General features: G+C 52.5%; 25 protein-coding genes and 1 other RNA gene. 15 read left to right on the top strand and 11 right to left on the bottom strand.

Annotated elements, in window-relative coordinates; translation table 11 throughout:
• Nucleotides 1-84: 84 nt before the first annotated feature.
• The 4 genes from pepF to ACY1JZ_RS24035 are packed head-to-tail and all read right to left on the bottom strand — an operon-like array spanning nucleotide 85 to nucleotide 2528.
• On the bottom strand, nucleotides 85-1869 hold the full coding sequence (gene pepF / locus ACY1JZ_RS24050) for an oligoendopeptidase F (RefSeq protein ID WP_270170094.1): 1785 nt from the start codon (nucleotides 1867-1869) through the stop codon (nucleotides 85-87).
• A 13-nt stretch (nucleotides 1870-1882) separates the two neighbouring features.
• Nucleotides 1883-2032 carry a hypothetical protein gene (locus tag ACY1JZ_RS24045; protein ID WP_462631257.1) on the bottom strand — a complete coding sequence of 50 codons (150 nt, stop codon included), beginning with the start codon at nucleotides 2030-2032 and terminating at the stop codon, nucleotides 1883-1885.
• A gap of 50 nt (nucleotides 2033-2082) precedes the next feature.
• The gene (locus tag ACY1JZ_RS24040; protein ID WP_270170097.1) at nucleotides 2083-2256 is read right to left on the bottom strand and encodes a hypothetical protein; all 174 of its coding nucleotides are present in this window, start codon (nucleotides 2254-2256) and stop codon (nucleotides 2083-2085) included.
• Between the two features lie 38 nt (nucleotides 2257-2294).
• Complete coding sequence (locus ACY1JZ_RS24035) at nucleotides 2295-2528, bottom strand: hypothetical protein (protein ID WP_270170098.1); 234 nt, start codon at nucleotides 2526-2528, stop codon at nucleotides 2295-2297.
• Nucleotides 2529-2733: 205 nt separating this feature from the next.
• On the opposite strand from ACY1JZ_RS24035, the gene ACY1JZ_RS24030 reads away from it, so the two are divergent.
• Both ACY1JZ_RS24030 and ACY1JZ_RS24025 read left to right on the top strand, forming a co-directional pair.
• Nucleotides 2734-3432: a class I SAM-dependent methyltransferase gene (locus ACY1JZ_RS24030; RefSeq protein WP_462631256.1), complete on the top strand. Its 699-nt coding sequence runs from the start codon at nucleotides 2734-2736 to the stop codon at nucleotides 3430-3432.
• Nucleotides 3433-3650: 218 nt separating this feature from the next.
• Nucleotides 3651-3848, top strand: a complete 198-nt coding sequence (locus ACY1JZ_RS24025; protein ID WP_270170102.1) for a cold shock domain-containing protein — start codon at nucleotides 3651-3653, stop codon at nucleotides 3846-3848.
• Nucleotides 3849-3981: 133 nt separating this feature from the next.
• Here the strand turns inward: ACY1JZ_RS24025 and ACY1JZ_RS24020 are convergent, their stop codons facing one another.
• Nucleotides 3982-5175, bottom strand: a complete 1194-nt coding sequence (locus tag ACY1JZ_RS24020) for an MFS transporter (protein WP_462631254.1) — start codon at nucleotides 5173-5175, stop codon at nucleotides 3982-3984.
• 387 nt (nucleotides 5176-5562) lie between these two features.
• Between ACY1JZ_RS24020 and ACY1JZ_RS24015 the strand changes: the two genes are divergently transcribed.
• Genes ACY1JZ_RS24015 through pfkA form a run of 3 tightly spaced genes read left to right on the top strand, consistent with a single transcriptional unit; the run spans nucleotide 5563 to nucleotide 7991 of the window.
• Nucleotides 5563-5883 (top strand): hypothetical protein, encoded by a 321-nt coding sequence (locus tag ACY1JZ_RS24015; RefSeq protein ID WP_462631253.1) that lies wholly within the window; start codon nucleotides 5563-5565, stop codon nucleotides 5881-5883.
• Between the two features lie 25 nt (nucleotides 5884-5908).
• A complete protein-coding gene (locus ACY1JZ_RS24010; protein ID WP_270170105.1) occupies nucleotides 5909-7006 on the top strand; it encodes a tetraprenyl-beta-curcumene synthase family protein in 1098 nt (365 codons plus the stop codon).
• Nucleotides 7007-7022: 16 nt separating this feature from the next.
• Nucleotides 7023-7991 (top strand): 6-phosphofructokinase, encoded by a 969-nt coding sequence (gene pfkA / locus ACY1JZ_RS24005; protein WP_270170106.1) that lies wholly within the window; start codon nucleotides 7023-7025, stop codon nucleotides 7989-7991.
• Between the two features lie 100 nt (nucleotides 7992-8091).
• Here the strand turns inward: pfkA and ACY1JZ_RS24000 are convergent, their stop codons facing one another.
• Both ACY1JZ_RS24000 and ACY1JZ_RS23995 read right to left on the bottom strand, forming a co-directional pair.
• Nucleotides 8092-8286: a hypothetical protein gene (locus ACY1JZ_RS24000; RefSeq protein WP_270170108.1), complete on the bottom strand. Its 195-nt coding sequence runs from the start codon at nucleotides 8284-8286 to the stop codon at nucleotides 8092-8094.
• Between the two features lie 129 nt (nucleotides 8287-8415).
• Complete coding sequence (locus ACY1JZ_RS23995) at nucleotides 8416-9249, bottom strand: YitT family protein (RefSeq protein ID WP_270170110.1); 834 nt, start codon at nucleotides 9247-9249, stop codon at nucleotides 8416-8418.
• Nucleotides 9250-9704: 455 nt separating this feature from the next.
• Here ACY1JZ_RS23995 and cshA point away from each other — a divergent pair, with 455 nt between their 5' ends.
• The 4 genes from cshA (at nucleotide 9705) to ACY1JZ_RS23975 (ending at nucleotide 13046) form a co-directional block, all read left to right on the top strand.
• On the top strand, nucleotides 9705-11297 hold the full coding sequence (cshA, locus tag ACY1JZ_RS23990) for a degradosome RNA helicase CshA (protein WP_462631251.1): 1593 nt from the start codon (nucleotides 9705-9707) through the stop codon (nucleotides 11295-11297).
• A 148-nt stretch (nucleotides 11298-11445) separates the two neighbouring features.
• Complete coding sequence (locus ACY1JZ_RS23985; RefSeq protein ID WP_270170114.1) at nucleotides 11446-12204, top strand: YesL family protein; 759 nt, start codon at nucleotides 11446-11448, stop codon at nucleotides 12202-12204.
• 76 nt (nucleotides 12205-12280) lie between these two features.
• A non-coding RNA gene (gene ssrS, locus ACY1JZ_RS23980) (6S RNA) lies at nucleotides 12281-12464 on the top strand.
• 183 nt (nucleotides 12465-12647) lie between these two features.
• Nucleotides 12648-13046, top strand: coding sequence for a DUF1499 domain-containing protein (locus ACY1JZ_RS23975; protein ID WP_270170116.1), 399 nt, complete (start codon nucleotides 12648-12650; stop codon nucleotides 13044-13046).
• Between the two features lie 331 nt (nucleotides 13047-13377).
• Here ACY1JZ_RS23975 and tpx read toward each other — a convergent pair whose 3' ends face one another.
• Entirely contained in the window at nucleotides 13378-13896 is a 519-nt protein-coding gene (gene tpx / locus ACY1JZ_RS23970; RefSeq protein ID WP_270170118.1) for a thiol peroxidase, read from the bottom strand.
• Nucleotides 13897-14004: 108 nt separating this feature from the next.
• Between tpx and ACY1JZ_RS23965 the strand changes: the two genes are divergently transcribed.
• Both ACY1JZ_RS23965 and gltC read left to right on the top strand, forming a co-directional pair.
• A complete protein-coding gene (locus ACY1JZ_RS23965) occupies nucleotides 14005-14619 on the top strand; it encodes a rhomboid family intramembrane serine protease (RefSeq protein ID WP_270170120.1) in 615 nt (204 codons plus the stop codon).
• Nucleotides 14620-14860: 241 nt separating this feature from the next.
• Nucleotides 14861-15757 (top strand): glutamate biosynthesis transcriptional regulator GltC, encoded by an 897-nt coding sequence (gltC, locus tag ACY1JZ_RS23960; RefSeq protein ID WP_270170124.1) that lies wholly within the window; start codon nucleotides 14861-14863, stop codon nucleotides 15755-15757.
• Nucleotides 15758-15829: 72 nt separating this feature from the next.
• Here gltC and ACY1JZ_RS23955 read toward each other — a convergent pair whose 3' ends face one another.
• Both ACY1JZ_RS23955 and ACY1JZ_RS23950 read right to left on the bottom strand, forming a co-directional pair.
• Nucleotides 15830-16510: a zinc metallopeptidase gene (locus ACY1JZ_RS23955; RefSeq protein WP_270170126.1), complete on the bottom strand. Its 681-nt coding sequence runs from the start codon at nucleotides 16508-16510 to the stop codon at nucleotides 15830-15832.
• A 30-nt stretch (nucleotides 16511-16540) separates the two neighbouring features.
• On the bottom strand, nucleotides 16541-17008 hold the full coding sequence (locus tag ACY1JZ_RS23950; protein WP_270170128.1) for a MerR family transcriptional regulator: 468 nt from the start codon (nucleotides 17006-17008) through the stop codon (nucleotides 16541-16543).
• A gap of 428 nt (nucleotides 17009-17436) precedes the next feature.
• Here ACY1JZ_RS23950 and ACY1JZ_RS23945 point away from each other — a divergent pair, with 428 nt between their 5' ends.
• The 3 genes from ACY1JZ_RS23945 to ACY1JZ_RS23935 are packed head-to-tail and all read left to right on the top strand — an operon-like array spanning nucleotide 17437 to nucleotide 20683.
• Entirely contained in the window at nucleotides 17437-18795 is a 1359-nt protein-coding gene (locus ACY1JZ_RS23945; RefSeq protein ID WP_270170130.1) for an ammonium transporter, read from the top strand.
• Between the two features lie 36 nt (nucleotides 18796-18831).
• A complete protein-coding gene (locus tag ACY1JZ_RS23940; protein ID WP_462631247.1) occupies nucleotides 18832-19908 on the top strand; it encodes a DUF294 nucleotidyltransferase-like domain-containing protein in 1077 nt (358 codons plus the stop codon).
• A 37-nt stretch (nucleotides 19909-19945) separates the two neighbouring features.
• Nucleotides 19946-20683 (top strand): 3'-5' exonuclease, encoded by a 738-nt coding sequence (locus ACY1JZ_RS23935; RefSeq protein ID WP_462631246.1) that lies wholly within the window; start codon nucleotides 19946-19948, stop codon nucleotides 20681-20683.
• Nucleotides 20684-20768: 85 nt separating this feature from the next.
• Here ACY1JZ_RS23935 and ACY1JZ_RS23930 read toward each other — a convergent pair whose 3' ends face one another.
• Nucleotides 20769-22079: an MFS transporter gene (locus ACY1JZ_RS23930; RefSeq protein WP_462631245.1), complete on the bottom strand. Its 1311-nt coding sequence runs from the start codon at nucleotides 22077-22079 to the stop codon at nucleotides 20769-20771.
• 120 nt (nucleotides 22080-22199) lie between these two features.
• On the opposite strand from ACY1JZ_RS23930, the gene ACY1JZ_RS23925 reads away from it, so the two are divergent.
• On the top strand, nucleotides 22200-22751 hold the full coding sequence (locus ACY1JZ_RS23925; protein WP_270170138.1) for a TlpA family protein disulfide reductase: 552 nt from the start codon (nucleotides 22200-22202) through the stop codon (nucleotides 22749-22751).
• Nucleotides 22752-22815 lie beyond the last annotated feature (64 nt).

The raw sequence follows: 22815 nt of genomic DNA, 5'->3' as shown, positions 1-22815 counted from the left end.
GCCGCTGCGCCGAGCGACCAAAAGAACCTTCATGATCCGTATCGTACACGGATATGAAGGTTCTTTTGGGTTTGTGCAGAGGATCTACATTTTCTCCATCTGGTCAATCAGGCTCTCGAAGACGCTCATCGCCTGGCTTACCGGCGCAGGTGTGGACATGTCGACGCCTGCCTTCTTCAAGATCTCGATGGAATAGTCGCTGCTGCCGCTCTTGAGGAAGCCGAGGTAGCGCTCTACGGCAGGCGCGCCTTCATCAAGAATCTGCTTGGCGAAGCTGGTAGCTGCGGAGAAGCCGGTGGCGTATTTATACACATAGAAGCTCGTGTAGAAATGCGGGATGCGCGCCCACTCCATCTCGATGTCCTGATCGACTGCCATGTCCTCGCCGTAGTAGAGCACATTCAGGTCATAATAGATTTTGCTCAACTGCTGCGGTGTCAGCGACTCGCCCTGCTCGACTCTCTCATGAATAATCTTCTCGAACTCCGCAAACATCGTCTGGCGGAAGACGGTCGTGCGGAACTGGTCGGCGTAGTAGGTGAGCAGATACATTTTCTCCTTCGGATCGGTCGACCGCTCTAGCAAATAATGCATCAGCAGCGCTTCGTTCAGCGTCGAGGCCACCTCAGCCAGGAAGATCGTGTACTGGGCATCGCGGTAAGGCTGCTCTTTGTCCGAATAATAGGAATGCAGCGCGTGACCCATCTCATGGGTCAAGGTGAACATGCTGTTCAGATTGTCGTTATGGTTGAGCAGCACATATGGATGCGTGCCGTAAGCACCCCAGCTATACGCACCGCTGCGCTTGCCCTCGTTCTCATATATATCGATCCAGCCGTTGTCGAAGCCTTGCTGCAGCACGTTCAGGTAGTCTTCACCGAGCGGCTTGAGGCTCTCCTTGACCGTCTTGACGGCTTGCTGGTATGGAATCTCCATATCGAACTCCTCGACGAGCGGGGAGAACAGATCGTACATATGAAGCTCGTCGACCTTGAGCAGCTTTTTGCGCAGCTTCATATAACGGTGCATCAGCGGCAGATGCTGATGAATCGTATCAATCAGATTCGTATAGACTTCCTTGGAAATGTTGTCGGCGAACAGTGAATTTTCCAGAACGGAAGGGTGCTTGCGCGCGCGCGCATAGAAGACATTCTTCGTCACATTCGCGTTCAAGGTAGCGGCGAGCGTATTCTTCAGCTTGCCATAGGTTTCATACATCGCCTTGAAGGCTGCCTTGCGCACCTCACGGTCTTTGCTCTCCAGAAACTGGATGTAGCGACCATGAGTCAGCTCGATTTCCTCGCCTTGCTCATTCTTCACCTTAGGGAACTTGAGATCAGCGTTGTTCAGCATGCCAAAAATATTACCGGGTGCCTGCGCGACATTGCCGACCTGAGCCAGCAGCATCTCCTCTGCCTTGGAGAGCACATGCGGCTTCTGGCGCTTCATCTCGATTAACGTCGTGCGGAATGAAGCCAGCTCCGGCTTCTCGATGAATGCGGATAATTGCTCCTCGGTGAGGCTCAGCACCTCCGGGGTGATGAAGGAGGTCGCTTCGCCAGACTGTACGCTCAGCTTCTTGGCCTTGTCGGACAGCGCCTGATGCTCAGGGTCGGCCATGTCCTCATGATGGCGCATGTTGGCATAGACGTACAGCCGCTCGACATGGAGCGACAGCTCATCCTCCAGCTCGAAGCAGGCCTTGAGCTTGGATGGATCAGCCAGTGTGCCTTCGTAGGCGCCAATCTCCTTGATCAGCCGCTGCGCCTCTTCATATTCCTTGTCCCACGCCTCCTGACTGGCAACAAGATCCTCCAGCTTCCAGCGGTGCTCCGGTTTCACTTCTGAACGTTTCGGCAGTGTGCTCATATCGTTCCTCCTCTTAATATGTATCGTTTCTTGCATCATGGCGTCCGGCTGCGTGGCGGCGTGGCTGCCGCCCATAGCTGTCGCCGGACTGCCAAGCATCGATAAGGTTAGAAGCATGGGTATCCATTTTGCAGGCAATTTCACGGGCATTCATCGCTCCCATTCTCATTTGCCCCTAGTATGTTCCATTTGCTTCTTGTTCATGAATGCTGCTTACATCGTAAAAAAACTGTAGACGATCAGAAAAAAAGCAAATGCGACCATCACGATGGTCAAAAGCGCCATGCCTCTGCGCAATCCCGGAGGAATCTGATCCTTCTTCATGACCAGGATCGCTCCCAGACAGAAGGCAACAATGATAAAAATCAATATAGAGGTTGAATCCATAGCAAGCTGTTCCTCCAACAAGCATGTAATGATAAAGCTTAAACTTCCTTCAGCGCAGACAGGATGGCCTCGCGCTCCTCTTCCCGGCCTACATAGTCCTCCGCACGAAAACGGTTCTCGGCCCAATGCATCAATTGCGGGCGGCTGACGAAGGTGTGGCAATCCTCTCCCCATTGGTCGGAGATTTCCCGCACGATAATCGTTTTTCCGCGTACCTCCACATTGAGCATGTTATAATTATCTTTTTTGTAAATCTCGTGTTTCTTGAACATAAGCTGTGGCTGCCCCTCGCTTCCTTTTTGTATCATCATAGCGAAAAAACAGGGTGAATTGCAACGTGGACCTGTGATAATATAAATTTATCGGGCCAGATTGGTGTAATTATCCAGCTTGCCCGCGGCTCCGTTACCTGGGAACAGATGGAGAGCAGGTGGGTAGGAGTAGAGTAGAGCCGAGTAGAGCAGAGGAGAGATGAGAATGATACGAGAATATGAACAAACTGGCGTTGCTATGACATGCCGAAGTCTGGATGAGTATGTCCGCATGTTTGATCTGAAGGCAGAGGAGCTGCGCGGCAAGCCGATATTGGATGTAGCGGCAGGGGCCTCGTCATTTGCAGCGGAGGCCCGCATGCTAGGTGCGCTGGCTTCGGCCGCCGATCCCCGCTATGCGATGGCTTCTGACGAGCTGGTGGTGGAGGCGAAAGCGGAGATCGAGAGCTCGACAGCGAAGCTGCAGCGGCTGCAGGAGCAATTCGATTGGAGCTATTACGGGACACTTGATCAGCATCGAGCCGGACGGCTGGCAGCCCTGGAGCGTTTCAGGCAGGATTTCGCTGATGAAGGGGCGGGAGCTTATACAGCGGCGAGCTTGCCTCATTTACCATTTGAAGATGAACAATTCGCGCTTGTGCTGTGCAGTCACTTTTTGTTTCTGTATGGAGAGCAGTTCGATGCTGATTTTCATCGTGAAGCGGTCAAGGAGCTGCTGCGGGTATGCCGCAAAGGCGGGACGGTGCGCATCTACCCGCTGCTGACCTTGCGCTTTCGCAAGCCGCCAGGGCTTGATGAGCTGCTGGAAGACATCAGAGGGATGGGCGTGGAGGCAGAGCTGCTGCCTTCCTCATTGCCCTTCATACCCAGCTCCGTTCACTATCTGCGCTTAACGAAGCGTTAGCCGTGAGCACGGGGTCAGCACAGACAGCCCGTTTCTGTGCTGACCTTGGGGAGTGCATAAGTCTGATCGGCAGCGCTGTCATTTTGGCGAGGCGCATCGCCTGAAGGTATCCATTTCCATAAAAAATTTTGTGAACCAAATTGCATTATCCATAAAAAGACAGTATAATAAGAGTACTTGCTGGTTTTAATCAGCGGTCATTTTAGGAGGTTGTTCATTTGAAAGGAACAGTTAAATGGTTTAACGCAGAAAAAGGCTATGGCTTCATTTCCGTTGAGGATGGCGACGACGTGTTCGTGCACTTCTCTGCAATCCAAGGCGAAGGCTTCAAAACTTTGGAAGAAGGTCAAGCTGTAGAATTCGACATCACCGACGGCAATCGTGGACCTCAGGCTGCTAACGTGTATAAATTATAAGATAATTGGTTGAATAAACCTTTTATATTATAGGTAAGTGGCTATATCCGCACACCCCCCTGCCCTACAAGGCCGGGGGGTTTTTATGTGTGAAGCGGGAAGGTGACCCTGCCAGCACGAGCAACCCAGTGCGCTACCTGGAGCGCAGATGCTTCACCAGGAAGCCGGCAGCGGCAGTGATTGCGAGCCACATCGCAGTTTCAAAAAACGCTGAACGTCCCAGCTTCTCCAGAATGTAGCCGCCAGCCGTGCCGCTTAGCAGACCGGCAAATCCTGACCAGACGACCGCATAGAGCGCCTGACCGGAGGCGCGGTATTCATCGGGGATCAGGTGGGTCATGTAGCGCAAGGCCGTCGAGAAAAACACGCCGAATGAGATGCTGTGCAGCGCTTGAATGGCAATCGCCCACTGCGGCTCATCTGTCCGGGATAGCAGCCAGAAGCGAAGCGCATAGGCCAGTCCCGCAAAACTAAGCAGTGGCAGCTCCTTGATCCGGTGACCGTACTTGCCGAGCAGGAACAGGATCGGCACCTCGCTGGCTGCCGACACCATCCAGGCCATGCCCACCATCGATTCATCTGCTCCCATCTGCTGCATCGCTACGGCGAGGAAGCCATCATTCATCCGGTGAGCGACCGAGAGAATGAGCACCAGCAGGAAGAACACCACGACATCCGGCTTGCTCACCAGCTTGAGGAAGCCGCTGTATTGTACCGTGCGCCGCGCGCCGGTCTGCTGGTAGTCCCGGAGGGTGAAGGCGAGCGACAGGGACAGGGTGATCGTAATCATGCCGATCATTATCGTCATGCCTGCGCCACTCGACTTGAGGAACAAGCCAATCAGCAGCGCAGCACAAGCAAAGCCGAGCGAGCCGAAGATGCGGACAGATGGATAAGAGCGACCCGTATGCTTGACGGACAGCAGGATCATGCTGTCATTTAGTGAATTCAGCGGGGTTTGAAATAAGTAAAAGCCTGCCATAATAAAGCAGACGAAAATATATTCCTCAACAGTGAACAGCAAGGTGAGTGCAACCAGTTGTCCTGCCAGCAGCACCACCATAATTTTGCGAATCGTGCGAAAGCGGTCGCTGGCCATCCCCGCCAGCAGGTTGGCGAATATGGCCAGCGCAGGGCCGATGGAGTACAGGATGCCAATCTGCTGCTCAGAATAGCCTTTGTCATGAAAATAGAGCGGAAAGTAAGAGACGATGACCGCCATCGTTGTGTAGATAGCAAAGCTGAAGGTGCGCATTCTCACCGCTTCCTTAGCTGCAGAAGGTGATTGACCTGGCAAGGGAACGGTGGTAGGACGGACTTGCGACATGATGAGTTCCTCCAATAGAAGTATTGATGCAGCCAATAGCGGCGCATGATCTATAGCGGCGGGTCTCGTGCTTCGAAGAGAGCAGGCCGATTGTCAAATTGAGAAGGCCAGGCTCGAAAAGCACCGCCTTATAACGGGCGTCACTTCCGGGCATGGCCTGAATAGATAGGGTTCATATGCGCTGCGGCAGAAGTGCCTGCAGTCAGCCTTGATAACCAGTATACCATGAGATGAGGGATTGAAGAATATGTTCTTGGCAATCCATACTGCTGTTCAGGCCTTGTGTTGGGGCGGGAGTTCCTGTAACCGTTTGCGTATAATGTGTGATGATTTTCGCTGGATTTCACCCGTTTGAAGTGGTACATTAATGGTTGGAGGATTCAATTGATGACGGGGAACCACTTTAAATGGGACGAGCGCCTGGAGATAGAGCTGCCTGATCTCCGGCAGGAATGGGAGTGCCTAAGCGCATGGGAGCGGGCGGCCATTCTTGCGTATTGGGAGACGGTGCGCGGACGTATTCCAGACCGGATCATGGCGCTGGAGAGAGCAATTCATGCTTTGCAGGCCAGACTGTACGAGGAGGAGGACTTCGAGCTGTCCTGCCTGATTAACTTCGAGGTCGCGGAGCTGGCAAGCAGAATTAACGATTTACATATCTGGTACCGCACCGATCAGGAAATGGAATCAAGACGTCATTCCGGATAAACCGCCAATAGGGAGGACGCCATCAATGAAAAGTCTGAATGCGCTGGCTCAAGGAGCGCCTGCAGGGCCGCTGCGCTTAATGTATCGTGTGTATAAGTATGTGCTTCCAGAGGTGGAAGCAGAACTTCACGGCTGGCGACGACTAGCGCAGGCGATTCCAGATGGGGAGCTGCGCACTCAGGCGCTGGCCAGTATTGAATCCAAGAAGTTTCATTGCCAGGGAGGGGCGGTCTATGCTACGGCTAGCCTGGAGTATCGCCACATACTGATTCCGCTCATTGTAGCGTTCCAGACGATCAGCGATTACCTGGATAATCTCTGTGACCGCAGCACGTCGCTAGACCCTGGGGACTTCCGGCTGCTGCATCAGTCCATGCTCGATGCGGTAGACCCTGATGCAGCTCCGGCGGATTACTATGCATTGCGACAGGAGCGGGAGGACGGCGGCTATCTGCTGGCACTCGTTGAGCGATGCCGCAGCAGCATCGCGATGCTGCCATCCTATCATCAGGTTCGGCATCAGGTGATGGCGCTGGTCGGACTGTACGTCGATCTTCAGGTGCACAAGCATATCCGTAAGGAGCTGCGGGAGCCGAAGCTGCTTCAGTGGTGGGAGCAGAGCAGGAGCAATTACCCGGACTTGCAATGGAATGAATTTGCTGCTGCGACCGGCTCGACGCTCGGCATGTTTATGCTGTTTCTGGCGGCGGCGCAGCCGGGACTGAGAAGGCAGGATGCGGATGCGATCCGCCAGGCTTATTTTCCTCATGTGTGCGGGCTGCATATCTTATTGGACTATTTGATTGACCAGGAGGAGGATCGCGAAGGCGGGGATCTCAACTTCTGCAATTATTATGAGAGTCAGTCCACATTGGTCAATCGCATCGGCAATATTGTACAGCAAGCTCGCAAGGATGTGCTGACGCTGCCTGGCGCAGCATTTCACCGGATGATTATCGAGGGGCTGCTCGCGTTGTATTTGTCTGATCCGAAGGTGAGGCTGCAGGAGGATGTGAAGCGCATCTCCAGACATCTGATGAGGAAAAGCCCGTTAACCCGGTTGTTTTTCTGGCTGAACAGTGTGTATATTCGCGCCAAGCAATACAGATTAAGTGTGGGATAATTAGGAGGTTGACAACATGTCGAAGGTGAAATCTATTGCAGTATTGACCAGTGGCGGCGATTCGCAAGGAATGAACGCTGCGGTGCGTGCTGTTGTGCGCAGCGCTCTGTTCCACGGCCTGGAGGTATACGGTGTACAGCGCGGCTATCAAGGACTGCTGAACAATGATCTGAGGCCAATGGATCTGCGCAGCGTAGGCGACATTATCCAGCGTGGCGGCACTGTGCTCCAGACAGCTCGCTGCAAGGAATTTGTGACGCCTGAGGGACAGGAGCGCGGAGCAGCGATCTTGCGTGAGCGCGGAATTGACGGTCTCGTGGTCCTGGGCGGCGACGGCTCCTATCAGGGCGCCAATAAGCTGAGCAAGCTCGGCATCAAGACGATGGCGCTGCCAGGAACGATTGACAATGATATTCCATTCACTGACTTCACGATCGGCTTCGATACTGCGGTGAGCATCGTTGTGGATGCAATCAACAAGCTGCGCGATACGATGACCTCCCACGAACGTTCCTCGATTGTCGAGGTTATGGGTCGCCACTGCGGCGATATTGCATTGTATGCAGGACTGGCCAGCGGCGCGGAGACGATCATTGTGCCTGAGGTACCGACGGATCTGGATGAAATCGCCAAGCGGATGCAGGAAAATTTCCAGCATGGCAAACGCCATAGTATCATTATTGTCGCAGAGGGTGCTGGAAGCGGCGAGGATGTGGCCCGCGAGATTACAGCTCGCAACGGGATCGAGCCTCGTGTGACGGTGCTTGGTCATATTCAGCGCGGCGGCACGCCAACGCATAACGACCGGATTTTGGCAAGCCAACTGGGCGATTTTGCGGTGCGGAAGCTGATCGAAGGGGATTCTGGCAAAGCATGCGGCATCATTCGCGGTGAATTCGTCGTGACAGATATTGATAAAGTGGTTCATACGAAGAAGGCGTTCAATATGGATCTCTATGAGCTGGCTTCTCGCCTCTCGCAGTAACCATAAGCGACGGGGTGTAATTAGGCGCATTATGAAGCTTGTATGGCGCTGGATGCAAAAACGGGAACGCCCCAGGGCGTTCCCGTCACTGATTGCTATGCTAATGGAGCAGCACAGCCTTCTGAACTTCATAAATACTGTGGTGCACGATCTCAATCGCATCTTCCGGCTCCAGCACGGCGAGTCCGTCACGGAGCACAATGTTGAGCTGCAGTTCACGCTCCGTCAGGAAAGGAACAAGCTCTGGCACCAGCTTCTCCACAATCCGCGATAGTGTTACAGTTTGCATATCCATCCTAACCTCACCCTTTCCATGAAATAGTACGTTTCACAAGAAAGCAGGGCAATCTGGTCTGGCATCAAACGAACAATCTTCGGGGATAACAGTATTATATAGCTTTATGTCGTCACTAGCAAGGGACGGTTAGCCGACTGGCTGCCGGAATTGGCCGATGACGCCCGCTGTCTCGACGATATTGACGAAGGCATGGGGATCGAGCGACAGCACCGTCTTGCGCAGCTCCGCAAGCTCGTACCTTGTCGTTACCGTCATCAGCATATCCTTATCGTCATCGGAATATGCGCCTTTGGTGCGAATGACGGTGACGCCGCGCGGCCGCTCCAGCAGCTTGGATTTGAGAGCAGCGGTTTCCTTGGTGATGATAAATGCCGTTACCTTTACATAGCGAATATGTATGATGTCGACAACCTTGCCCGCAGCGAAAATCGAAATCATGGAATACATGGCAGCATCCCAGTCTTGAATGATCAGGCCGAGCGCCATAATGACCAGGCCGTTCAAGATAAAAATGATCATGCCGACAGGCAGATCGCGCTTGCGTGTCACGATAGATGCGATAATATCGAACCCGCCAGAGGAGCCGCCCTTACGCAATGCGAGTCCGCTCCCAAAGCCGACGATGACTCCGCCGAAGAGCGCCCCAAGCAGCGGATCGTTGGCGATCTGCCTTACAGGGATCAGTTGCAGCCATAGGGTGGCGGAGATGACGGACACGATGCTCCACAGGATGAACCGCTTGCCGAGCGCCACAAGCCCCCAGACAAGAATGGGGAAGTTGAGGGCAAAATAAAGCAAGCCGATGTTGCCTCCTGTCGCATACCCGATCATCATGGAGATGCCGGATACGCCTCCGCTCAACAGCCCGTAGGGGATCAGCAGCATATTGAAGCCGAAGGCGACCAAGAACGAACCGAGCAGCATCGTCATCAGCGTCCCGGCGTGGCGAAGCCAGTGCATATCGATCACTCCTTTGTAGTGGATTGAACTTCATGATACAAGGCAAAATAATAATGACTAGAGCCGCCAGAGCATGATTATTATGCTCCACTTGCTATTACTGGTATTCGTAGACGTAGTTATGTTATAATGAACAAGATATAGGGACTCCAGCTATTTACGGCTTTTATCGGCTTCCTCTAGAGGGGCCGCCCCACCTATGGGCGGTGACAGCCGCATATAACTAGAAATCGAAGGCAGATCAGCTGAATCCTTATAATCAGCTTGGATTTCTTCGCGAAACGTAGTTGTCCCGACCAAGAACGGATCAGCCGCAAGGTGCAATGAATATTGGAGCAGATAAGCGGTAACTTGTCTGCGTTCCATAGAAGATGTGCAGTGCAGTTGTCTTCGTCAGTAACGGGGGCCAGCCGTTTACGCTGGGTAGTTTAAGAAAAAAAGGAGTATGAATACGTTTGAAAACATTTGCTGAATTCGGCTTGGAGCCAAAGGTGCTGCAAGCTATTACTGAATTAGGGTTTGAAGAATCAACCCCTATCCAAGACAAATCCATTCCGATCGCTATGACTGGAAGCGACCTGATCGGCCAAGCGCAGACAGGAACGGGCAAGACTGCTGCGTTCGGTATCCCCTTGATCTCCAAGATTCCTACCAATGAGGAACGGATCGTTGCACTCGTTATGACCCCGACTCGCGAGCTGGCAATTCAAGTTGCCGAGGAGATTGGCAAGCTGTCCCGCTACAAAGGTACACGCTCCCTGCCGATCTATGGTGGACAGGATATTGGCCGCCAGATTCGCGCTTTGAAGAAGAAACCTCAGATCATTATTGGTACCCCTGGTCGTCTGCTTGACCATATCAACCGCAAAACAATTCGTCTGGATGATGTGCAGACGGTTGTGCTTGATGAAGCGGACGAAATGCTCGACATGGGCTTCATGGAGGATATTACCACCATTTTGAGCATGGTGCCGGAAGAGCGTCAGACAATGCTGTTCTCCGCTACAATGCCGCCTAACATTCAAAGGCTGGCTCAACGCTTCCTGAAAAATCCAGAGCATGTCTCTGTCATTCCGAAAAACATTACCGCACCGCTAATCGATCAAGCTTACATCGAGCTGCATGAACGCCAGAAATTCGAAGGCCTGAGCCGTTTGCTTGACATGGAATCTCCGGAGCTTGCAATTGTGTTCGGTCGTACAAAGCGCCGGGTGGATGAGCTGAGCGAAGCGCTGCAAAAGCGCGGCTATTCTGCTGACGGCTTGCATGGCGACTTGTCCCAAAACCAGCGTGACAACGTGATGCGCAAATTCCGCGACGGCAGCATTGATGTGCTGGTTGCAACGGATGTTGCGGCTCGTGGGCTTGACGTTTCCGGCGTATCGCATGTCATTAACTTTGACCTGCCGCAGGACCCTGAGAGCTATGTTCACCGGATCGGTCGTACTGGCCGCGCAGGCAAAGAAGGCACAGCCTGGTCATTCGTTACACCGCGTGAGATCGACCATCTGCATTTCATCGAGAAGGTGACTCGCCAGAAAATCTCCAAGAAACCACTGCCTAGTATGGCTGAGGCGATCGAAGGCAAGCAACGTGTCACTGCAGAGCGTCTGATTGAAATTATCGAGAATGAAGACTTCCAAGAGTACAAGGGTAGCGCGATTCAACTGCTGGAGCGTTATGATTCCGTACATCTGCTGGCGGCAGCTATGAAGCTGCTGACAGGCGAGAAGAAGGATGTTAACATTGAGCTGACTCCTGAGGACCCGATCCGGGCGAAGAAGCGCAGACCTGACATTCGTTCGAACGGACGCCGTTTCTCCGGTTCCTTCGGCGGCAACAGTCGCAGTGGCGGAAGCGGCAGCGGCGGACGCGGCGGACGGGATTCGCGCGACAATCGCGGCGGCGGCGGCTACAACCGTGACCGCAATGACCGCAATCGCGGACGTTCGGATGGACGCAGCGGCGAATATCGCGGCGGGAGCAGCAATAGCGGTGGAGAATATCGCCGCCCGAGAAGCTCCTCTGATGACTTTGTGAATAACTGATAACTTCTGTACATGGGTGAACCGGGAATTCCGACGCACTATGGCACCGTCGAGGTGGCTGGAGCATGGAGCGATTCCCGGTTTTCACCTACACAGCAATATAAGCGACTACTATTCTTGATAACGTTTTCTGTAGGGGGATGCAGACATGGAAATGAGAGGCATGATGGGCGGCTTCTATAAAATATCGGAATGGATTATGAGGCTATCCGTGACGAATGTTTTATGGATCATTTGCTCGATCCCGTTCGTTTTTTTCCTCTTTGCGGCAATTTTTCTGTCACAAGATGAGAGCCAGATCTATCCTTCCTTGGTGCTGGCTGCGGTGGTGGCGCCATTCACTTTTTTTCCGGCAACCGCTGCCTTGTATACAGTTGTGCGCAAATGGGTGATGGGCGAGGTGGATGTGCCGCTGTTCAAAACCTTCTTCCGCGGCTATAAGGAAAACTACCTGCAGAGCATGCTGGGCGGCTTGCTGTATACGCTTCTGTATGTCATCATGTTTGTTGACTACAAGGTGTATCTGAATGAGCTGAGCTCCTTTCAATTGCTGTCGTATGTATTTATCGGGCTGATCTTCCTGTTGTTTGTCTCGATGTTTAATTTCTTCTCCATGATGGTGCATTACCATATGAAGATTTTTCAACTGTTGAAGAATGCCATCCTGATTACGATTGGCCGGCCGTTTCGCTCCTTGTCGACGGTTATCGTAAGCGGCTTTATTTTGTTCATCAGCACACGCTTCACCTTTCTGATCCCGTTCTTTATGGGCAGTCTGATCGCGGTGGTTTCCTTTTACAATTTCCATCTGATCTATCTGAAGCTGAAGGAACAGCAGGAGAAGGCGGAAGCAGAGCGCCAGCAACAGGAAGAAGAGGTCGAAATTTCGGAGGATGTGCGCAAATAGGACGTCATTTGACCGCCTCCTTGAATTTACAGGCCGTATTGGTTTACTTTTTAATTCAAACGGTCTATAATATTCATACATCCTGCGATGTTCGTTACGGCTTAACATTGTTTTGAACCAATGGCTGTTTTACGGGAGACCTAGATTGAGGCGCGGCTGACATGCCCTGTAGCGGGGATCTCAAAACCGCTTCTGCGGACACCCACCTGCGAGAGCGGGTTCAAAAAACAAGCAAGTCGGACGGCATAGGCGGGTTTCTTCAATATTACAGGATAGAGCTGCACAGCTTGATCTTAATCTACATATCGGGCACAGTGACGGTCTGCCGTATTGGATCAGTACGGCCTCAACCGTCTTGCCTGCTGTCAAGGAATGAAAATATTGCCGTTTCTTTCATCAGAGTGGATGGTATCCATCTTTTACACATAGAGTCGGAGGGGGAGATGGGGTTGTTAAAGCGGACGCTGATCGGTTTGCTGCGCAGCTTCGAGCAGACAGGTGACAGAGCGAAGGACCCATTGCTGAAATCTCATTATTACAAGCTATCGAAGGAGAAGGCATGGGCTGAGGTCGTCTCGACGCTGAAGAAGATGCAGGGCTATAAGGTGCTTCATGAAGTGGAGTCAGTCGGGGAAATTGTGCTGGAGAAGCGCACCGTCACTGGCAGGATGATGGATATTACAGTATCCATTATCGGAACGAATCCGGTAACCTCTGCTGTGGACATATACTCGGCTTCACGGGGCTCGCTGGGCGATCTAGGCTCTAATTACCGCGTTATCCTCGATATATACAGAACATTGGACAAGAAGCTTGCGGCGTACAAGGTATCAAGCCCGTAGACGTAAGCAACAAGCGTGGAGATGATCTTCTCGCTCGTTTATTTGTGCATATCATACAATGAAGAATGGCTGCCCCGTTGTCTATGCGACGGCGGCAGCCATTGCTGTGCATGTGCTTTGCAGACCGATTTCGTGTATATTGTATATAGATTGTATATAGGTAGACGACCAGGGCGTGTCTGAACACTCTGAACGGAACAGATCTGGCCGAATTTTCGTTCCAGGCAAGGCGCTTTTTCGCAGGCGTACCGGGGGTACGTCAAGAAAAAGCAACGCAGCATGGGGCGAAAAGGCGGGGAGAGATGCCCTTGAACGGGTGTTCAGACATGACCTAGATCAAAGCTTTAACTGCTGCAAGCGCTGCGTCGTAGTCTGGATGCTCGGCCATTTCCTTCAATACTTCTACATATTGAATGGTGTCGTTCTCGTCGATGACAAAGATCGCGCGCATATCCAGTTTAAGCTCCTTGATCAGCACGCCATATGCGATGCCGAAGTTGTTATCCTTGTAGTCGGACAGCAGGGTAACCTGATCGACGCCTGCTGCTCCGCACCAACGGGCTTGGGCAAACGGCAGGTCGACGCTTACCGTCAAAATGGCGACCTTCTCGCCTAGATTGGCGGCTTCAACGTTGAAGCGGCGAGTCTGGGCGTCACAGACACCCGTATCGATGGATGGAACGACACTGATCAGCTTCACTTTACCAGCGTAGTTCTTCAGGGATACAACATCCACCAAGGATTGATTTAATTGGAAATCAGGTGCTTTATCGCCCTTCTTCAGCTCTGGGCCGATCAAGGTAATCGGATTACCTTTTAATGTAGCAACTCCTGTACGCTCTTGAGTCATGGATACTGCCTCCTTGTATTTGGTCTCGTGCACATTTTATTATAATCGTAAGAAATGACGGTTGTCCAATTTTGTCTATATTCTTGATGTCGAAAGGAAGAAGCGCGTATGATCTTTCTGCGTTATGAAAGCTTTCGCTCTTATTTGAGACTCTACCCGGTCACCTCTGCCATCTTGGCGACGAATGTCCTTCTATTTCTGTGGATGGTGCTAGGCGGGGAATTCTTGTTTAAGTACGGTGCATTTTTTGCGTATCCTGGTGATCCTTACGGGTTGACGGAGCCGTGGAGGTATATCACCTCGATATTGCTGCATGCCAATTGGGAGCATCTGTTTTTCAATTGCTTCTCGATCCTTGTGTTCGCGCCGCCGCTGGAGAGATTGCTGCGCTCAGGCCCATATCTGGTGTTCTATGTGCTATGCGGCATCGTCGCGAACATTGTCAGCGTACTGATGTACAACGCGATCTCATCTGATCCGGCGCTCGTATCAGTCGGGGCGTCAGGTGCGATCTATGGTGTATTCGGAGCCTATCTCAACATGGCGCTGTTGCATAAGCAGGTACTGGATGAGGGATCGCGCAAGACGGTATTCACTATTTTGATCTTCGGGTTAATCTATTCCTTCCTGGTGTCGAATATCAATATATGGGCACATGTTGGCGGGCTGATCGCCGGATTCGTATTCTTCCAGCAGTATGCGCGCCGTCTTCGCCGGGGCTGAGACTGGTAGCATGGATGGCATTCGCCATTCGCCTGAGTTAAAGGCATGGGCTCCCCTGCGGGGCTGGAGCTGCCCTGGGGGGCTTTTGGGGGAATCGGCAACACCTATATTTCACGGCTGTTGTTCGCTGTCTTGAGGGCGATATGGAGCTACGTGAAGGATAGCGAATGCATGCTTGCGTGGCGGTATTGGTGTAACGTGTAGGCAATAGTACGGGAGATAAGGGGAGAAATCGCGTATCATGGAATTAAGGCAGCTATACTACTTTGTCAAGGTGGCAAAGAAGGAGCATGTGACCCAGGCCGCTGAGGAACTGCGCGTCGCACAATCGGCGGTCAGCCGACAAATTCATCAGTTGGAGCAGGAGCTGGGGGTATCCCTCTTCATTCAGAAGGGGAGGAACTTGCAGCTTACACCTGCAGGACAGCTTTTTTTGAAGCGGATTGAATCCATCCTGGCTGATCTGGAGATGGCTGTGCTGGAAATCAACGAGTTTATGAGCCCGGAGGTGGGAGAGATTCGGCTCGGCTTCCCGCATAGTCTGGGCGTTCATCTTATTCCGCAGATTGTGTCCGGCTTCCGCAAGCAATATCCTCATGTGCGCTTCAAGTTCAAGCAGGGGATGTTTCCATCGCTCATTCGCGATCTGGTGCAGGGGGAGATTGATCTGGCTTTCATCTCGCCATTCCCAGAGCATGATGAGCATGTGACTGGTGAGGTTATCCTCACAGAAGAGCTGTATGCGGTTCTGCCAGCCAAGCATCCGCTAGCTGGCAGGGAGACGATCCAGCTTGCAGAGCTGGAGGAAGAGGAGTTTGTGCTGTTCCGGGAGGGCTATTCCTTGCGCCCGATCGTCTGGGATGCGTGCCAGCAGGCGGGCTTCGAGCCTAAGATTGGCTTTGAGGGTGAGGAGACGGAGACCATTCGCGGTCTGGTAGCGGCGGGGATGGGCGTCAGTCTGCTGCCAGAGATGGCGTTGCATGATTCCGGCATGCTGCATACAGCCAAGGTACGTATCGAATCTCCGAAGGTGACTCGAACAATCGGTCTGATCCGCAGGCAGAATCAGAAGCTGCCGCTAGTGGCGAAGGTTTTCTATAAATATCTGATTGATTACTTCGCCTTGACGAAGAGCTGATATTCCGCCTCCGGCAACAACACAGCCCCTTATCCGTGTGGATAAGGGGCTGTTGGCGTTGTGAGCCTCGTCTTAGTCTCGATTCTGTGTAAAGATCATAATATACTTGACCAGCTCCAGCAGGGAGATCAGGGCGGCTGCGACATAGGTCAGAGCTGCGGCATTCAATACCTTGGCTACCCCTCGCTCCTCGTCCTGACTGATGAAGCCTTCAGCAATCATCAGATCGCGCGCACGGCTGCTTGCATTGAACTCGACGGGTAGGGTGACCAGTTGGAAAGCCACGACGGCTGTGAAGAATATAATTCCCAGTCCTACGAGCCCCATGTTCTGGAACAGGAAGCCGGCGATCAACAGGAACGGTGCGATGCCAGAGGTCAGGTTGACGACTGGGAACATCCGGTGGCGCAGCACCAGCATCGGATATGACTGCGAATGCTGGATCGCATGTCCAACCTCATGGCAGGCTACGGCAACAGCGGAGATCGAATTCTCATAATATACGGGCTCTGACAAACGTACCACACGGCTAATGGGGTCATAGTGGTCGGACAGACGTCCAGGAACGGGCTCAATCGGTACATCATGCAGCCCATTGTTATCCAGCATTCTACGAGCCGCCTGATAGCCTGTCAAGCCGCTATGGATCGGCACTTCAGCCCATTTATTGAACGTCCCCTTGACACGGAATTGCGCCCAGAGGGAGAGCAGGAATGCTATAATGATCAGAAAATCCATCGGGTGAAAAAACATGGTCCAATCGCCTCCATTTTCAAATTCAGTCTACATAAACGGTCCCTTGCCCAGCAACAGCATCAGCGCCTCAATACAAGCGGCTGTCTGCGGCATCAGCTTATTCGTCAGATGCTTCACCTGCTGAGGCTTCAGCCGTTCGATGACCGGTTCAAGCTCTTTCACTTCGCGTTCCAGCTTCTGCATATGCAGTTGCAGGTCAGTCAGCTTGCGCGTAACCTGCTCCTCTGCTGTCACCTTGTTCCATTGGTCGAGCCTATCCTTAATCTCGTCCAGTGTGAGCTTCTCCTGCTTCATCTGTTCTATACGTTTGAGACGAAGCAAGGTTTCACTGCTGTACAAGCGATAATTTTTGGGTGACCGGGTATGAGGCTCCAGCAAGCCGATCGATGTATAGAAATCAATCGTCCTCGAGCTGACATTCGCTTTTTTGGCTAGCTCGCCTATCTTATATAATGTAGTATCCCCAATTATGTTCTCCTCCTTCCCTGCTTTCAATAGTTCCCCTATATCTATTCCCTATATAAAACCTATATTTATATGATACCGAAAACAGAACCATACAGTCAAACGTAATGCTTTGTAAAACGGCTGATTTGTGTGAACAATATATGACGCTGGGATTTAGGAGGAATGACCCAGTTGAATGGAGAGAAGAAGGGTGTATTAGAGTGGACAGCACGAGAAGAGGAATCTGGACAAACCGCAAAAAAAGCGAAAAATAAGCGAGCTATTCCATGAATCTCTAACGGTTTGGAGTAAAAAACTTAACATTAGACTCCGATAATGAGACGAACGTTAGAGTTTATGAAGTATTTTTTTGTTTTTTTTCAAAAAGCATATTGTCAAAACGGCTCCTTCTGACTATAATGACATTAAGTCTTTCTTCACATGTAATAAAAGATAACATTAAGGGAGTGGTCGTTTTGGTCAAAAAAATGATTCTATCAGTGGGTGCGCTGCTTCTCTTGTTCCCGGCAATGGCATTTGCAGATGCTCCATCGAATGCGATGCTGAACACCGGCCTCAACTCGTTATGGGTGATGCTTGCCGCAATTCTCGTCATCCTGATGCAAGGCGGATTTATTCTGCTGGAAGCCGGCTCGACTCGCATGAAGAACGCTGGACACGTAGCAGGCAAAACGATCTTTACCTTCGGACTTGGTTCTTTGGTGTATTGGGCAGTTGGCTATGGCTTTGCATTTGGCGGCAACGGTAATCTTCTTATCGGCCTCGGGGATTTCTTCTATAACCCTCCAGTGCTGTATGCTGAGGATGCCGGGCTGGGAGCTTCGATCTTCTTCGTATTCCAACTGGCATTTGCTACGATCTCGCTGTCGATTGCATGGGGCGGCTTCGCGGAACGCGCCAAGCTTTCTTCTTACTTCATCTTCACGATTGTATTCGTAGGTATCATTTACCCGATGGTCGCTCACTGGATCTGGGGCGGCGGCTGGCTGGCTGAGGACGGTGCGCAAGACTTCGCGGGCTCGACAGTCGTTCACTTGTCAGGTGCGGTGGCAGCACTTGCGGCCACAATCCTGTTGAAGCCCCGGATCGGGAAATTCAACAAAGATGGTTCCTCCAATCAAATTCTGGGTCATAACCAAGTATATACGACGCTGGCCGTGCTATTCCTGTGGGTAGGCTGGTTCGGATTCAATGCGGGCAGTACGGTAGCGATTGAAAATGGATTTTTCGGTTATGTAGCGTTCAATACGCAAATTGCAGCGGCAGCAGGCGCAGTGGCGGCTATGCTGATCTCGTGGGCCTTCCTTGGCAAGTCGGATATTACAACGATGCTGAACGGTGGTCTGGCTGGTCTCGTCGCAATTACAGCTTCCTGTGCATTCGTTGAGCCGTGGGCTGCTGTAGTGATCGGCCTGCTGGCAGGGGTGCTTGTGTTCTTCAGCCAAAAATTCTTCGAGAAAATGAAAATTGATGATCCGATCTATGCGCTGTCTGTACACGGCGCGGCGGGGGTCTGGGGGACATTGGCCAACGGCCTGTTCGCAACACCGGAGCTTGCCGAGACAGCAGGTGTCGGTCAAGCGGGACTGTTCTACGGCGGTGGCTGGAAGCAACTGTGGGTGCAATTTGAGAGTGTTGTCGTCTGTGGTGTGTTCGTATTCATCGTATCGTTCGTCGTATTGTATATCATCAAGAAGGCCGCAGGCTTCCGTGTGACAGAGGAGCAAGAAATTATTGGTCTTGACTTGAGCGAGCATGGCACATATGGTTATCCTGAGCAAATGAAAAAGGCGCAACAAAACTTGAATGCTTAATCCACAGCAGATCGAGATGAAGGGGGAGGGCGCCGTATGAAGGGTGATCCGGTGATCTGTCAGTTGCATCGGCAGATTGAAGCCGCTCAACTGATCCCGGCACTGCGCATGCTTCGGGATGATGTGCACAAGCGTATGGACGCTCTGTTCCCTTCGCTGCCCTTAGAGGAGTACTACAGACAATTAAATGGAGTGCACGATGCGCTGATTCAGCGCACGATCGCTCTGGCAGAGGCGGAATTGGCACGGTCGGGGAAGGGTTCTCCCCCCGTGCCTTATGCATATGTATTGTTCGGCAGCGGGGGGCGGAAGGAGCAGACGTTATCCAGCGATCAGGATAGCGGCATCATATATCAGGATGTATCGGAGCCAAGTGCTTCCGAGGGTGTGGCAGCCTACTTTGAGCAGCTTGCGGATACCATCGTGCGCCTGCTTCAAGAGATGGGGTATCCGCCCTGCGATGGCAATGTAATCAGTGCCAATCCGCAATGGCGGCTTCCGCTCAGCGGGTGGAGCGGGCAGCTTGACGGCTGGTTTGAGGCCGCGGAATGGGAGGCTGTGCGCTACTTGCTGATTGTAGCTGACAGTCGCCATGTGCATGGCGATGCTGAGCTGCTTGCCAGGCTGAAGAATCATTATTTCTCTGATATGCTGGCAAGACCCGTCATCATTCGGCGGATGCTGGATAATACGATACGGCACAAGATGCTGATCGGTGTATTCGGGCAGCTCTTGAAGGAGCAGTATGGTGAGGATGCAGGCAGCATTGACATTAAGTACGGCGCTTATATTCCCATGGTTAACGCGATTCGTCTCATGGCGGTGCAATCCGAGATTCGCGCAACTTCGACGCTGGAGAGGCTCGTGGCACTGGCCGACAAGGGAATCATGACGATTCAGGAAGCGGCTGAGTACAAGGCGGCCTTTTTATTTTTCTTGAGGCTGCGACTGATTGCTACCGAGCATAATGAGGATGGCATGTATATGAACAATGGCAAGCTGGCCAGCAAGTATCTGACCAAGGATATGATCGAGGAATTGAAGCAAAGTCTGAAGCTGGGCAAGCGACTGCAGCGTCATGTGCAGAAGCTGACGGTCGGATGGTTAAAATGAGCGGGCTGGACAGGCAAGGCAATGCGGAGGCGAGAGCATGAAACAGCAAAAAGGTGTCGGACGAATGTGGCATTTATATAAGATGGGCGGGCTTACACCGGCCATCGCATCGATGATGGGGGCGCAAAATGCGCAGCAGATGGCCTTCATCCGTGCAGTCAGCAAGGAGCAGCGGAAGCAGTCTGTACTGGATATGCCGTTAACTGAGCTGGAGATGGTAGTGTTCGATCTGGAGACGACGGGCTTCTATCCATATAACGGTGATGAGATTTTGTCGGTTGGAGGAGTTGTAGTGCGCGGTGCGGAGCCGATCAGCGAAGCACGAACCTTCTATAGCCTGGTGAATCCGAAACGGAAGGTGCCGCGTCATATTACAGCTCTGACGGGCATCACCAATGATATGGCCGAGGCTGCCCCGGACTTGATGCAGGTGCTGCATGACTTTATGGAGTTCGTCGGCAAGCGGGTGTTAATTGCGCACGGCAGCGGCCATGATAAGCAGTTCCTCAATGCTGCCTTATGGCGCACGTCCAAGGTGAATCTGACACACCGGGTGCTGGATACGATGATGGTCGCCAAGTGGCTGGAGCCCAAGCGTGGCAGCTATGGGCTTGACGAGCTGCTGGAGAGCGCGGGTATTCCGATTGCTGATCGTCATCATGCCCTGCATGACTCCATCATGACAGCGAAGCTATGGCATGGGTATCTCAAGCAAATGATGTCAAGAAATATATCCACACTCGCCGATCTGTATGCTTATCTCAGTAAGCACTAGCTGACTAGCGTCCGTCCGCACAGAAGCATCCTGAACCGTCCGAATCGGACGGCGCAGGATGCTTTTATGTTGGCATGTCTGTACACTATGCCGTGGAAGGGCTGTCGCCAGCCTTGGCCGGTGGATGAATACGCCATAACGATAGAATGAGGGAGATGGCAGCCAGGGCTGTAATCAGACTGAACAGCAGTAGCTGGGAATATCCCATGAGCCAGCCGAACAATGGCGGGCCAAAGGCGACGCCAAGAAAGCGCAGGCTGCTGTACAGCGACATGATTATGCCCCGATGCTGGCGGTCGACAGCACCAGCGATCATCGTATTCAGGCAAGGCAATACCAGTCCAGTGCCGATGCTGGACAGGAGCAGAAGTCCAATCAGCAGGTACAACTGGTTATACAGCAAGATGGCAGCGCCCAGAGCTAAAGTCATAGCGGCGAGTCCGATGGCCATCAGCCGCTTCATGAGTGGGCCGTTGTTTTTGATCTTCCGTCCACAGATATAAGCCGTCACGACAAGCCCGAGCAGTGGAATCGCAAGGATGCCCCCTTTCGCAACGCCATCAATCGAATAAGGCGGCTTCTCCAGGATGTCCGATAGGTAAAATAAGGCGCCGAATAAAATAAACAAGGCGAGCGCGCCGACAAAGAAGGAAGGGATGAGCCAGCCACCCTGCTCCCGAAAGATCACCCCGATCTGGCGGAGGTAGTATTTCACCGGGGGAGCCTGTGTCTTCTTCTTGGGCTCGTGGATGAGCCAGATCATCGCCAGCAGCGATAGAGCACAGAAGAAGGGGAAAGCAAAAAACGGCGCATACCAGATAATCAGAGCGAACAGAGAGCCTAGAATGGGACTGACGACTTTGCCCGCTCCATTGGAAGCCTCGATTAAGCCTAGCGCCTCGCTCTCGTTGCCATCCTTGTACATATCGCCTACCAGTGCCATGGCAATCGGCGCCGTGCCTGCGGCGCCAAGACCTTGCAGCGCACGTGCCCAGATGACGATCGTATACGAGCCCCACACAGCTCCGAAGCCCGCCAAAATACCCGCGGCGCCGTAGACTGCTAGGGAGGGGAGAATGACGGACTTGCGGCTGAAGCGATCCGATAAATAACCCGCTATAGGTATGAAAAGCCCGGCAGTCACCGAAAATAAGGTTATAATCAGGCTCGATTGAAAGTTGCTGATTGAAAGCTGGCGTTCGATATCGGGCAGGATGGGTACCAGCATCGAGTTGCCGAGCACCAATACAAGCGGAACTGTAGCCAGGGCGATATATTCCTTCCACTTGGAGGAGCTGCCTGAAGAGGAGGGCTTGCTCGCCCCTGTCGTTTCGTTCTTGCTTCGCTGCCTGCGGTCGACGACGACCCAGGGCCATCTGCTTCTGGTCGATTGCATCTTAGATGTGTCACCGTCCGATTCTCTAGGGGTCTTGGCTAACTATAGATTAGGGTGCCCCGGCGCTTGAGCTTTGATTCGAAGGCGTGATATGATGGGGATCAAAGGAGAGAGTACACGATGAAAAAATTTGGAATCCTCGCAACGTCCATTGCTGTGTTGATTCTATTGTTTGTGCTATGGAACCAAAATCAGATCAGTCTGCTGACTTCCGGCCAGCAAGCGGAGGCTCAGCCGAAGCCGGGCTATGCAGCTCCGGTCATTGAGCTTCCGGGTCTGGATGAGCAGACCTATACGGCAGGTGGGTCGCATCCTAAGCTGTTGATGGTCAATTTCTGGGCCTCATGGTGTGGACCGTGTGAGCTGGAGGCTCCCGATCTGGTCGCCTTGTATGAGAAATACGGGGATAAGCTGGAGCTGTACGGGGTGAACGCCACGTTCTATGATAAGGAACGGCAAGCAAGGCAATTCGTCACGGACTTTAATCTGAACTTCCCTATTCTGATGGATCGCGAGGGAGAGGCAACCAAGCTATATAAGGTTTCCACCTTTCCGACAACCTTGCTGATTGACAGAGATGGCACCGTCAAGGAGCGAGTCGTCGGGGTCATCACGCGCGAGCAATGGGAGAAGCGAATCGAAGCGCTGCTGCAGGACGAAGCGGGCTCCTAAAAATAAATGACGCACGAACGGGTAACCCCGTTGTGCGTCATTTTATTTTGGCTTGTCATCTCAG

The sequence above is a fragment of the Paenibacillus sp. J5 genome, from assembly GCF_054955055.1.
This window is presented reverse-complemented; position numbering and strand designations above follow the sequence as displayed.